At 59.0% G+C, this 12,340-nt stretch carries 14 protein-coding genes; 13 read left to right on the top strand and 1 reads right to left on the bottom strand.

Translation table 11 applies throughout. The features are described 5' to 3' along the window. The first annotated feature begins 133 nt into the window (after positions 1 to 133). From lpxD to H4V96_RS09545, 8 genes are all read left to right on the top strand, one after another. Positions 134 to 1,189 (top strand): UDP-3-O-(3-hydroxymyristoyl)glucosamine N-acyltransferase, encoded by a 1,056-nt coding sequence (gene lpxD / locus H4V96_RS09510; protein WP_029496364.1) that lies wholly within the window; start codon positions 134 to 136, stop codon positions 1,187 to 1,189. Next, positions 1,186 to 1,668: a 3-hydroxyacyl-ACP dehydratase FabZ gene (fabZ, locus tag H4V96_RS09515; protein ID WP_010397639.1), complete on the top strand. Its 483-nt coding sequence runs from the start codon at positions 1,186 to 1,188 to the stop codon at positions 1,666 to 1,668. Before lpxD ends, fabZ begins: the two co-directional genes overlap by 4 nt. Further along, on the top strand, positions 1,668 to 2,456 hold the full coding sequence (gene lpxA, locus H4V96_RS09520) for an acyl-ACP--UDP-N-acetylglucosamine O-acyltransferase (RefSeq protein ID WP_010397640.1): 789 nt from the start codon (positions 1,668 to 1,670) through the stop codon (positions 2,454 to 2,456). The genes fabZ and lpxA overlap by 1 nt, the downstream gene beginning before the upstream one ends. Further along, entirely contained in the window at positions 2,440 to 3,615 is a 1,176-nt protein-coding gene (gene lpxB, locus H4V96_RS09525; RefSeq protein ID WP_070346662.1) for a lipid-A-disaccharide synthase, read from the top strand. Before lpxA ends, lpxB begins: the two co-directional genes overlap by 17 nt. 44 nt (positions 3,616 to 3,659) lie before the next feature. Next, entirely contained in the window at positions 3,660 to 4,298 is a 639-nt protein-coding gene (rnhB, locus tag H4V96_RS09530; protein WP_196855419.1) for a ribonuclease HII, read from the top strand. Further along, positions 4,295 to 5,080 carry an RNA methyltransferase gene (locus H4V96_RS09535; protein ID WP_010397649.1) on the top strand — a complete coding sequence of 262 codons (786 nt, stop codon included), beginning with the start codon at positions 4,295 to 4,297 and terminating at the stop codon, positions 5,078 to 5,080. Before rnhB ends, H4V96_RS09535 begins: the two co-directional genes overlap by 4 nt. Positions 5,081 to 5,101: 21 nt before the next feature. Next, the gene (locus tag H4V96_RS09540) at positions 5,102 to 5,299 is read left to right on the top strand and encodes a hypothetical protein (protein ID WP_010397651.1); all 198 of its coding nucleotides are present in this window, start codon (positions 5,102 to 5,104) and stop codon (positions 5,297 to 5,299) included. A gap of 131 nt (positions 5,300 to 5,430) precedes the next feature. Continuing rightward, positions 5,431 to 5,598, top strand: coding sequence for a hypothetical protein (locus tag H4V96_RS09545; RefSeq protein WP_280720888.1), 168 nt, complete (start codon positions 5,431 to 5,433; stop codon positions 5,596 to 5,598). Positions 5,599 to 5,650: 52 nt separating this feature from the next. Here H4V96_RS09545 and H4V96_RS09550 read toward each other — a convergent pair whose 3' ends face one another. Beyond that, positions 5,651 to 6,499 carry a pyruvate, water dikinase regulatory protein gene (locus H4V96_RS09550; protein WP_010397654.1) on the bottom strand — a complete coding sequence of 283 codons (849 nt, stop codon included), beginning with the start codon at positions 6,497 to 6,499 and terminating at the stop codon, positions 5,651 to 5,653. A 152-nt stretch (positions 6,500 to 6,651) separates the two neighbouring features. Here H4V96_RS09550 and ppsA point away from each other — a divergent pair, with 152 nt between their 5' ends. The 5 genes from ppsA (at position 6,652) to H4V96_RS09575 (ending at position 12,214) form a co-directional block, all read left to right on the top strand. Continuing rightward, on the top strand, positions 6,652 to 9,084 hold the full coding sequence (gene ppsA, locus H4V96_RS09555) for a phosphoenolpyruvate synthase (protein WP_010397656.1): 2,433 nt from the start codon (positions 6,652 to 6,654) through the stop codon (positions 9,082 to 9,084). Between the two features lie 165 nt (positions 9,085 to 9,249). Next, on the top strand, positions 9,250 to 9,747 hold the full coding sequence (locus tag H4V96_RS09560; RefSeq protein ID WP_010397658.1) for a Dps family protein: 498 nt from the start codon (positions 9,250 to 9,252) through the stop codon (positions 9,745 to 9,747). A 178-nt stretch (positions 9,748 to 9,925) separates the two neighbouring features. Beyond that, positions 9,926 to 10,342 carry an NfeD family protein gene (locus tag H4V96_RS09565; RefSeq protein ID WP_010397660.1) on the top strand — a complete coding sequence of 139 codons (417 nt, stop codon included), beginning with the start codon at positions 9,926 to 9,928 and terminating at the stop codon, positions 10,340 to 10,342. A 15-nt stretch (positions 10,343 to 10,357) separates the two neighbouring features. Continuing rightward, positions 10,358 to 11,302: a stomatin-like protein gene (locus H4V96_RS09570; protein WP_010397662.1), complete on the top strand. Its 945-nt coding sequence runs from the start codon at positions 10,358 to 10,360 to the stop codon at positions 11,300 to 11,302. Between the two features lie 603 nt (positions 11,303 to 11,905). Beyond that, complete coding sequence (locus tag H4V96_RS09575; protein WP_010397665.1) at positions 11,906 to 12,214, top strand: H-NS histone family protein; 309 nt, start codon at positions 11,906 to 11,908, stop codon at positions 12,212 to 12,214. The last annotated feature ends 126 nt before the right edge of the window (positions 12,215 to 12,340 follow it).

Here is a 12,340-nt window from a genome sequence, read left to right on the forward strand (position 1 = left end):
CCTGACAGTGCCGTAGCGAGCGGACGGGAGTTGTGGTTGAGAAGCGCAGCTGTGCTAAAGCGCAGTGAGCATCGGAGGCCGCAAATCGCGCCGCGCAGCAGGCATCGTCAGGCGTTTTTATAAGGGTATATCGATGGGCACTCGACTAGGAGACTTGGTCGAACGCTTCGGTGGTCAATTGGCGGGCGATGCCAACCTGGAAGTGACAGGGATCGCACCGCTGGCCGACGCTGGCGCTTCGCACATCAGCTTTCTGAGCAATAGTAAATTTCGCGCGCAGGCCGCAAGCAGCGGCGCTGCTGCGTTGATCGTCACGCCTGCCGACGACGCGCTGATCGGCGCCGAGTACGCCGGTGCGCGCATCATCACACCGAATCCCTATGTCTATTTCGCGCGCGCGGCGCAGTATTTCGCCGCCCTGCATGAAATCAAGGCCGCGCCCGGCATCCATCCGAGCGCCTTTGTCGACGCCAGCGCGCAGGTCGATGCCAGCGCCTCAGTCGGCGTGCACGCTGTGATCGAAGCGGGCGCCGTGATCGGTGCCGACTGCGTCATCGGTCCCGGCTGCGTGGTGGGGCGCGACGCCATCATCGGCGCCGGTACCCAGTTGTTCGCCAACGTGACGTTCCATGCGCGCTGCGTGATCGGCCAGCGCGGCATTATCCACTCGGGTGCCGTGATCGGCACCGACGGCTTCGGTTTCGCCAACGAAGGCGGCGTGTATATCAAGATTCCGCAGACGGGCAGGGTGGTGATCGGTGATGATGTCGATATCGGCGCCAACACCACCATCGACCGTGGCGCCCTGGCCGACACCATCATCGAAGATGGCGTCAAGCTCGACAACCAGATCCAGATCGGCCACAACTGCCACATCGGCGCGCATACGGCCATGGCCGGCTGCGTCGGCGTAGCCGGCAGCGCCATCATCGGCAAGTACTGCACCTTTGGCGGCGCCGCCATGGTGCTGGGCCATTTAACGATCGCCGACCGCGTCCACGTCGGCTCGGGCAGCATGGTCTCGCGCTCGATCGCGGAACCGGGCCAGTACACGGGTTTCTACCCGCTGGCCAAGAATGCTGACTGGGAAAAGAGTGCCGCCATCGTGCGCAACCTGTCAAGCATGCGCGAGAAGATCCGCGCGCTTGAAAAAACAATTAAAACACTGACCACGCAAGACGAAAAATGACTACTGAAAAAAAGACCCTCGATATCCTGGCCATCAAATCGCTGCTGCCGCACCGCTATCCGCTGCTGCTGGTTGACCGCGTGCTGGACTGGGAAGCGAACAAATCCATTACCGCGATCAAGAACGTGACGGTCAACGAAGAGTTCTTCCAGGGCCATTTCCCGCACAAACCGGTCATGCCCGGCGTGCTGATGATCGAAGCGCTGGCGCAAACGGCGGCCCTGTTGTCCTTCCTGTCGATGGGCGTCAAACCCGATGAAAATTCGGTGGTCTACTTTGTCGGCATCGACAATGCGCGCTTCAAGCGTCCTGTCGAGCCGGGCGACCAGCTGAAGATGGATGTGGAAATCCTGCGCGTCTCGCGCGGCATCTGGAAATACAAGGCAGTCGGCTCGGTCGACGGCAAAGTGGCGCTGGAAGCGGAGTTGATGTGCACTATCCGCAGCGCGCAGGATGCGAGCCAGCCAGCGGGTCAGTGATGGCGGCCATCCACTCCACTGCAGTGATTGATCCGAAGGCTGAGCTCGATAGCTCGGTCGAGGTCGGTCCGTACACCATTATCGGTCCGCACGTGCGCATTGCGGCCGGCACCAAGGTCGGTCCGCATGTCGTCATCGACGGCCACACAACGATCGGCAGCGACAATCACCTGTTCCAGTTTTCTTCCATCGGTGCGCAGCCGCAGGATAAGAAATGGGCGGGCGAGGCGACGCGCCTGGAAATCGGCGACCGCAACACTATCCGCGAATTTTGCACCTTCAATACGGGAACCGTACAGGGTGGCGGCGTGACGCGTCTGGGCAATGACAACTGGATTTCAGCGTATGTACACCTGGCGCACGACTGCCTGGTGGGCAACAACACGATTTTTTCCAATAATGCCCAGTTGGCGGGCCACGTAGAAATCGGCGACTGGGTCATTATGAGCGGATTCGCCAATGTGCACCAGTTCTGCAAGATCGGCGCGCACGCCTTTGTCGGCATGAGCACCAGCCTGACGCAGGACGTGCCGCCTTTTGTCCTCTTGAACGGCAATCCGGCGCAGGCGCATGGCGTCAATATCGAGGGCTTGAAACGGCGCGGCTTCACGCGCGAGCAGATCAATGGCATCCGCACCGCGTATAAACTCATCTACCGTTCCGGCCTGACCTTGGAAGAAGCCAAGGCAGCGCTGTTTGAAGAAGAAATGGCAACGCCGGCAGCGGCGCAGCATATTCGCGCCATGCGCGAATTCCTCGGTGTGGCCTCGCGTGGCATCGTTCGCTGACCACTGCAGCGACCTGTCGGTCGCCATCGTCGCCGGCGAGGTGTCGGGTGACCTGTTGGCCAGCCGGCTGCTGTCGGGCCTGGTGCCGCAGTTGCCCGGCGCGCGCTTCCACGGCATCGGTGGCGAGCATATGGCCAAGCAGGGTTTCGTTTCCGACTGGCCGCTGGACAAGCTGACCGTGCGCGGCCTGTTCGAAATCATTCCCCGCTACCGCGAGATCAAGGGCATCCAGAACGCGCTGCGCGACCAGCTGCTGGCCGAGCGTCCTGCCGTCTTCATCGGCGCCGACTATCCGGGCTTTAACCTGGGTCTGGAGCAGCAGCTCAAGGAAGCCGGCATCCCCACCGTGCACTACATCGGGCCGCAGATATGGGCCTGGCGCGGTGGACGCATCAAGAAAATCATCAAGGCTGTCTCGCACATGCTGGTGATCTTTCCGTTCGAGCAAGAGATTTACCGCAAGGCTGGCGTGCCCGTCACCTATGTCGGCCACCCATTGGCCGAAATGATTCCCTTGCAGCCCGACGAGGCGGCCGCGCGCCGCACCCTGGGCTTGCCCGAGGACGCCAATGTGGTGACCCTGATGCCGGGCAGCCGCATGGGCGAACTTAAATACAATACGGTGGCGTTCGTGACCGCTTGCAAGCTCTTGTTGGCGCGCGACCGCTCGCTGCGTTTCGTCGCGCCCATGGCTGGCGAGAAGCAGCGCCAGTATTTTTTGCAGCTGGTTGCGCAAGCTCGCTTGCAGGACATCGAGATTTTACTCACCGATGGCGGCTCGCACACGGCCATCTGCGCCGCCGATGCGGTTCTGGTGGCCTCTGGCACGGCCTCGCTGGAGGTGGCGCTGTACAAGAAGCCCATGGTCATCGCCTACAAAATGATGCGCGCGTCATGGGAAATCATGCGCCACATGGGCTACCAGCCGTGGATTGGTTTGCCCAACATCCTGGCGCGCGAGAGCTTGGTGCCCGAACTGCTGCAAAATGCGGCCAGCCCCGAGGCCTTGGCCGACGCCATGTGGCAGCAACTGAGCGACGTGCCCGGCCGTCTGCGCCTGGCGCAGCGCTTCACGGACATGCATCACAGCTTGCTGCGCGACAGCGCGCGCGACAGCGCCAACGCCGTCATGCAAGTCATCGCTGCCAGCGGCAAATAAATCGCGAGCACCGCTTCAACCGCATTACCAACCAAAGATTCAACGTGAAAAATATCTATCCTGGCCTGTTTGACGACTTGCCATTCTCGCTCGATGAAATCATCTGCGGTGTCGACGAGGCAGGGCGCGGCCCGCTGGCCGGTCCCGTGTTCGCTGCCGCCGTGATCCTCGATCCGCAGCAGCCGATCGATGGCTTGCGCGACTCGAAAAAACTGAGCGAGGCCAAGCGCGACCTGCTGGCGCCGCAGATCAAGGCCAAGGCCCTGGCCTGGGCCATCGCCGAAGCGTCGGAAGAGGAGATCGACCGCCTGAACATTTTGCAGGCGTCGATGCTGGCCATGCGCCGCGCCGTCGAGGCCTTGAGTATCGTGCCGACCCTGGCCCTGATCGACGGCAATCGCTGCCCCGTGATGCCAATCCGCGGCATGGCCATCATCGGCGGCGACGACAAGGTCGATGCGATTTCTGCCGCCTCGATCCTGGCCAAGACGGCGCGCGATGCGGCCCTGGTGCACTTGCATGCAGCCTATCCCGAGTATTGCTTCGACCAGCACAAGGGTTACGGCACCAAGCTGCATCTGGAGCGCTTGCATCTGCATGGCGCTTCGCCCGTGCACCGCCGCTCGTTCGCCCCTGTGCGTAATGTGATTGCGCTGTTCGGCGCGCAGGAGGTGTTGGCATGAAGACGATTAGCTCGCGCGACAATGCGCAATACAAGGATTTGCTGAAGCTGGCGGGCAGTTCACAGGCGCGCCGCAAGTCGGGCCGCACCCTGCTCGATGGCGTACATCTGTGCCAGTCCTACCTGCAGCTGCGCGGCATGCCGGAGCAGTGCATCGTCAGCGAAAGCGCCTTGCAGAACCCGGAAGTGGCGGACATCGTTGGCCAGCTGGAAAGCCAGCGCGCGCATGTACTGGGTTTGCCCGACGCGCTGTACAAGGCGGTGAGCCAGGTCGAGCACGGCGTGGGTGTGATGTTCCTGATCGAGACGCCGGAACGCGCTGTCGGCGCGCCGCTGAGCGTGTCAGCGGTGCTGCTCGATAATTTGCAAGACCCGGGCAACGTGGGCTCGATCCTGCGCAGCGCCGCCGCTGCCGGTATCACGCAAGTGTATTGCAGCGCCGGCACGGCCTTCTGCTGGTCGCCGAAGGTGTTGCGCGCTGCCATGGGCGCACACTTTGTGCTCGACATCTTCGAGAACGTCGACCTGGCGGCGCTGGTTGCGGGCGCCAAGGTAAGTACCCTGGCCACCAGCGGCTACGCCACGCAGCGTCTGTATGACGTTGACCTGCGCCAGCCCGTCGCCTGGCTGTTTGGCCATGAAGGGCAGGGCGTGGCAGACGACCTGCTGTCGATGGCCACGCAGCAGGTGGTCATTCCCCACCTGGGCCAGATCGAATCGCTGAATGTGGCCGCTTGCGCCGCCGTGTGCTTCTTTGAACAGGTGCGCCAGAGCCAGAGCTGACACTTTACGCTCAGGCCCGCCATGCTTGACCTTCCGCTTTCCCTCTCGCGTGCCGACGATGCGGCTGTCACTGACGCGGCCCGGTGGCGCCAGGTCGCCGCGCTGTATCCTGCGCCGCCCGATGGCATCGTCAATCTGGAGCACGGCTACTTCGGCGCCATGGCGGCGCCCGTGCATGCTGCGTCAGCGCCTGGCCGCGCTGATCCATGCAGGTGCTGATCACGCAGTATCGGGGCTTGCAGGCCGGTGACACCGTGTTGTGGAGTCATCTCGATTATCCGGCCACGCGCACGGCCATGCGCTGGCTGGCGTAGCGCCGTGGTGTGACCAGCACTGAGGTCAGACTGAGCTTGCCGATCAGCGACGACGAGATCGTCGCCCGCTATGCTGCGGCGATGCAGCAGGCCATCGGGCCTAAACTGCTGCTGTTGTCGCAGGTAACGCCAGCCAATGGGCAGCAGTTGCCGCTGCCCGCCTTGATGGCGCTGACGCTGCTTTCAAGAGAAACGAACAGCTGACAAACCGACGCAAGCCGCCGATACCGACGCGCAGCAGGTTTGCTCAAGCGTTCTAGTACTCGCGGCGGTTCGGCTTGATCTCTTGCAGGATCGTCGTGGAGATCTCTTCGATCGATTTGGTGGTCGATGAGAGCCAGCGGATGCCTTCGCGTTTCATCATTTTTTCCGCCTCGTTGACTTCGTAACGGCAATTTTCTATGGCCGCATACTTGCTTCCTGCGCGTCTTTCGTTGCGTATTTCCGACAAACGTTCGGGCGTAATGCTTAATCCAAAAATTTTATTCTTAAACTCCAGTAGCGCGGAAGGTAGTTTGTCGCGTTCGAAATCGTCGGGAATCAGCGGATAATTGGCCGCCTTGATGCCGTATTGCATGGCCAGGTACAAGCTGGTCGGGGTCTTGCCAGAGCGTGAAACACCCACCAGAATGACATCGGCCGAGGACAGGTTTTTATGCGACTGGCCGTCGTCGTGCGCCAATGAATAGTTGATCGCTTCGATGCGGTTCTTGTACTCCTCGCTGTCGACGATATTGTGCGAGCGCCCGATGGTGTGGGTCGACATCACGCCCAGTTCCTGCTCCAGCGGTGCGACAAAGGTCTGGATCAAGTCCATATGCATGCCGCTGGACTTGCGGATCACGGCCGATAGGTCGTTCTTCACGAGGGTGGAGAAAATGATCGGCCGCTGACCGTCGGCGGCGAAGGCTTCGTTGATCTTGCGCGCCGCCTCGTAGGCCTTGTCCATGGTATCGATGAAGGGCAGGCGGATCTGGCGGAAGCGCAGATCGAACTGCGTCAGCACCGAGTGGCCGAAGGTCTCGGCGGTGATGCCGGTGCCGTCGGAAACGAAAAAGACGGTGCGGGCCGCGGAGGGCAGAGGGGGGCGTGGATCTTGTGTCATGGGTTTTCTGATCAAGATTGTGCGTCGTCAATTTGCGCCGCACAAGGTAAAATGGTTGGAACGGTATGATTGTGCTGCACGACGCCAAGAATAACAAGAACACTGTCAGTGCGCCGCGCGTAAAGATTTCTATCATCAGTAAGGGTGTCATTATGACCAACGCAGTATCGCAACAGCAGGAAGACAAGGACGCGGTGTATGTCGCCGCGTTCGAGCATTTGCGCATGACGGATGTCGAATCTGTCGGCGGCAAGAACGCCTCCCTGGGCGAAATGATCAGCCAGCTGGCAGAAGCCGGCGTGCGCGTGCCCGGTGGCTTTGCCACCACGGCGCAGGCATTTCGCGATTTCCTCTCGTATAGCGCAAACGGCGGCTTGCCGCTGGCCGAACGCATCGCCCAGCGCCTCGAAGGCCTGAACATCGATGATGTGCGCTCGCTGGCGCAAGCCGGTGCCGAGATCCGTCAGTGGATCGTGGAAACCCCGTTCCAGCCACGCCTGGCCGCAGAAATCGACCAGTTCTACGCCAAGCTGGTCGCCGATTCCGATACGGAAATGTCGTTTGCCGTGCGTTCCTCGGCGACGGCGGAAGACTTGCCGGACGCCTCTTTTGCCGGTCAACAAGAAACCTTCCTGAACGTGGTCGGCATCGACAACGTGCTCGACGCCATGAAACAGGTGTTCGCCTCGCTGTACAACGACCGCGCCATCTCTTACCGTGTACACAAAGGTTTTACGCACGCTGAAGTGGCTTTGTCGGCTGGCGTGCAGCGCATGGTGCGCTCTGACCTGGGTGCGGCCGGCGTGATGTTTACCATCGATACCGAGTCGGGCTTCAAGGACGTGGTGTTCGTCACTTCCAGCTATGGCCTGGGCGAAACGGTGGTGCAGGGCGCCGTCAATCCCGACGAATTCTATGTGCACAAGCCGATGCTGGAAAAAGGCAAGTCGCCTGTGATCCGTCGCAATATCGGCTCGAAACTGCTGAAAATGGAATTTACGCACGAAGCAAAAGCTGGCCGCTCCGTGAAAACCGTCGACGTGCCCGTCGAAATGCGCAACCGCTACTCGCTGAACGACAGCGAAGTGGTAGAGCTGGCAAAGTACGCCGTCATCATCGAGAACCACTACGGCCGTCCTATGGACATCGAGTGGGGCAAGGATGGCCGCGACGGCAAGCTGTACATCTTGCAAGCGCGTCCTGAAACCGTCAAGTCGCAGCAAAAGGCGACCGACGTGCAGGAACGCTTCAAGCTGAAGAGCACCGGCACGGTGCTGACTTCGGGGCGCGCCATCGGCCAGAAGATCGGCGCCGGCCCCGTGCGCGTGATTCACGACCCGGCCGACATGGAGCGCGTGCAGCCAGGCGACGTACTCGTTGCCGACATGACGGACCCGAACTGGGAACCGGTCATGAAGCGTGCCTCGGCCATCGTCACCAACCGTGGCGGTCGTACTTGTCACGCAGCAATTATCGCGCGTGAACTGGGCGTGCCTGCTGTCGTTGGCTGCGGCAACGCCACCGACGTGCTGAAAGACGGCACCTTTGTCACCGTGGTGTGCTCCGAAGGCGACGAAGGCAAGATCTATGATGGCTTGCTGGAAACGGAAGTGTCGGAAGTGTCGCGCGGCGAATTGCCTAAGCTCGACACCAAGATCATGCTTAACGTGGGCAATCCGCAACTGGCCTTCGACTTCCAGTCGGTGCCAAATGCGGGCGTGGGCCTGGCGCGTCTGGAATTCATCATCAATAACAATATTGGTGTGCACCCGCGCGCGATCCTGGAATACCCGAACATCGATGCCGACTTGAAGAAGGCCGTAGAATCGGTGGCGCGTGGCCACGCTTCGCCGAAAGCGTTCTATATCGACAAGCTGGCCGAAGGCATCGCTACCATTGCCGCCGCATTCTGGCCGAAAAAAGTCATCGTGCGCCTGTCCGACTTCAAGTCGAACGAGTACAAGAAGCTGATCGGCGGTTCGCGCTACGAGCCGGACGAGGAAAACCCGATGCTGGGCTTCCGCGGTGCGGCACGCTACCTGTCGGCCGACTTCTCTGAAGCGTTCAACATGGAATGCGAAGCGATGAAGCGCGTGCGCAACGACATGGGCCTGACGAACGTTGAAATCATGGTGCCATTCGTGCGCACCCTGGGGCAGGCGGAGAAAGTCATCGACCTGCTGGCGAAAAATGGCCTGAAGCGCGGCGAGAACGACTTGCGCGTCATCATGATGTGCGAAGTGCCGTCGAACGCCATCCTGGCCGATCAGTTCCTTGATCATTTCGATGGTTTCTCGATCGGCTCGAACGACTTGACCCAGCTCACCCTGGGCCTGGACCGCGATTCCGGCATGGAATTGCTGGCGGCCGACTTCGACGAGCGCGATCCAGCCGTGAAAGCCCTGCTGTCGATGGCCATCAAGGCTTGCCTGGCGCGTGGCAAATACATCGGCATCTGCGGCCAGGGTCCTTCGGACCACCCTGACTTCGCCGTCTGGTTGATGGAGCAGGGCATCGAATCGATGTCGCTCAATCCGGACTCGGTGATCGATACCTGGCAAAAGCTCGCTGCGCTGAAAGCATAAGCATCTTTTCGCCTTCTGAAAACCCGCTGCCGCTCACCTGGCAGCGGGTTTTTTTACGCCTCGCGCATAGATCTCAAGCTGATGCTGGGCGCTGCACGCGCCAGATTGATGGGGTGGCGCAAGATCAGCTAAAATGATTTCACCAACACATAGACCGGAGTTCATATGGCAAGCAAAAAACCAAGCAAGACTACAAAGATCGACATCGGTATTTCCGAGGTGGATCGCGCGAAGATCGCGGAAGGACTGTCCGGCCTGCTGGCCGACAGCTATACCTTGTACCTGATGACGCATAATTTTCATTGGAACGTCAAGGGGCCGATGTTCAACACCCTGCACCAGATGTTCATGGCCCAATATACGGAGCAGTGGGGCGCGCTGGACCTGATCGCCGAGCGTATCCGCGCGCTTGGCTATCCGGCACCGGGCACCTACAAGGAGTTCGTCAAGCTCGCCTCGATCAAGGAAATCGAGGGCGTACCGCCGGCACTCGACATGGTCAGCCACTTGGTGGCGGCGCAGGAAGCGACCGCGCGCACGGCGCGCCGGCTGTTCCCGCTGCTGGAAAAAGCCAATGACCAGCCGACGGCAGATTTGATCACGCAGCGCCTCGATTTGCATGAAAAGACGGCGTGGATGTTGCGCAGCCTGCTGGAAGAGTAAATGCCGGGCCCGCGCCCCTGCTGCTGTCCCGGCTATTGACGCCGTCAGGAATTGCGTTAGACTGTTTGCATATAAGTGTTTGGCAAGAAAAATATCAGGCAGTACTGTGCATTAAACCCCGTCGCTTATATAGGCTGCGGGGTTTTTTTATTTTCGGAGATATAAGGGTGGAGGCATCATGGCTGAATGGGTAGGCTGGTTCGTGGCAGCTGGCATGGTATTGATCCTGGAACTATTTACAGGCACGTTTTATTTGCTGATGATCGCCATCGGTATCGCCGCTGGAGGGTTGGTGGCGCTGGCAGGCGGCAATGGCTTCTGGCAGGCCGTGACAGCGGCCATAGTCGGCGTGGCGGCCACGCTGTTATTGCGGCGCAGCCGTTTTGGCAGGGCGGCGCGGCGCGATGCTGCACAGGATCCGAATGTGAATATGGATATCGGCCAAAGCGTGGCGGTCGCGCACTGGGTCGATGGCGCGGCGCGCGTGATGTATCGCGGCGCTTTGTGGGATGTGGAGTTGATTGCAGGCAGCGATGCGCAGGCCGGTCATTACACCATACGTGCCGTGCGTGGCAGCCGTTTGATTGTTGGATAACCTGGAGAGTAGATTATGGAAGTAAGCATCGGAAGCATGTCGCTGGTCTTGTTATTGCTGGCATTGGTATTTGTCTTCAAGACGGTCAATGTGGTGCCGCAGCAGCATGCCTGGGTGGTCGAGCGCCTGGGCAAGTTCCATGCGGTATTAGGGCCTGGCCTGAATATCGTCGTGCCTTTTGTTGATCGCATCGCCTATAAACATGTGCTCAAGGAAATTCCACTCGACGTGCCGCCGCAGGTGTGCATTACGCGTGACAATACGCAATTGCAGGTCGATGGCATTCTGTATTTCCAGATTACTGACGCCATGCGCGCTTCATATGGCTCGTCGAATTATATTGCTGCCATTACACAATTGGCGCAAACCACCTTGCGTTCGGTGATCGGTAAAATGGAACTCGACAAGACATTTGAAGAACGCGACCATATTAATACGGCTATCGTGAATGCCATCGATGAATCGGCGGCGAATTGGGGTGTCAAGGTATTGCGATATGAAATCAAGGATTTGACACCGCCCAAGGAAATTTTGCATGCGATGCAAGCGCAGATTACAGCCGAGCGCGAAAAGCGCGCATTGATTGCCGCCTCGGAAGGACGCAAGCAGGAGCAGATCAATATTGCCAGCGGTGAGCGCGAAGCGAACATTGCCCGCTCGGAAGGCGAGAAGCAGGCATCGATCAACCGCGCCGAAGGCCAGGCCACCGCCATCGTTGCGCTGGCCCAAGCCAGTGCCGAGGCGCTGCGCCAGGTGGCTGCCGCCATTCGTGAGCCGGGCGGCGAGGACGCCGTCAACCTGAAAGTAGCCGAGCAGTATGTGGGCGCGTTTGCGCAATTGGCGAAAACCAATAACTCGATTATCGTGCCGGCCAATCTGGGCGATATCAGTGGTTTGATCGCCACGGCGATGCAGGTGGTGAAAACGCAGAAGCCGAAAGGCAGCGTGGCGCTGCCCTGATTACTGGACTGGTTAGGTCAATAGCAAGCCCGTAGCAAGTTTTCGTCAATACTGCCCGCTGTATAGCGGGCAGTTTGCATTTGTGCTGCTCCGATTATCTGCTGGCGGCAGGATTGGAGTATCGTCGGCTTAATCAATTACGTTGAAAATTTTTTCTTCATGCTATGCTATATGCACTTTCAAGATGATGTGCTGTAAGGCGCCGCTTATTGTCTTGATAGACGTAACATCTGCTGCGCAGGATGCTGGGTGGCGCTTGCAAATGATGCGCGATTGGCGATAGTATTGAGCCCATGCGTATTTTTAATTGCAATTTATAATTATTATAAATCGCAATGAAAAAAGTACGAAAGGTGAATGCAAGCGATGGCCTTGTGTCGAATCGCAGTCGTACGAAACAGCGGTACTTGTGCAGGTCGTCCAAGTTCGATGTGTGCTCGCGTGATTGAAGACTGGTATTGCTTGAAAGCCGGGGAAACAGGTTTTTTGCGCATCGAATTGTAAAAAATAAATCAAATCTTTAGAAAAATCACCTCAGTCGCGTTACAATTGGATAGAATTTAGCTGTTCAGTTATATTTTTCAACTCACACAAGGAAATTTCATGGATCTGTCGAGCTTATCCCTGTCCGAGCTGCGCACCTTGCAGGACGACATCAAGAAGCAAATGAAGAAACGCGAACAGGATGATCTGTCCAAAGCGCGCGAGCAAATCTTGGCGATTGCCCAGAGCGTGGGCGTTTCTGTTAAAGATCTGGTCGGTACAGGTATTCGCGCTAAAACGGGCACGGTCGCAGTGCGCTATCGCAATCCGGATGACGCGACGCAGCAATGGACTGGCCGTGGTCGTCAACCGAAATGGGTTAAAGAGTGGACCGATTCGGGGAAGTCGCGCGATCTGCTGAAGGTTTAAACAACCGTTCATTCGGATGCTTGTCCTATGCAGTGCTACAGACGCGGTGCAAGGCCGCATGCAAGCATCCGTGACTTTGTTAATTTTTTTCTCATTGGTCAAGCCGGCCAAGCTATTTTACTTCTG

The sequence above is a fragment of the Janthinobacterium sp. CG_23.4 genome, from assembly GCF_029892305.1.
GTDB classification, from domain to species: Bacteria; Pseudomonadota; Gammaproteobacteria; order Burkholderiales; family Burkholderiaceae_D; genus Janthinobacterium; species Janthinobacterium lividum_D.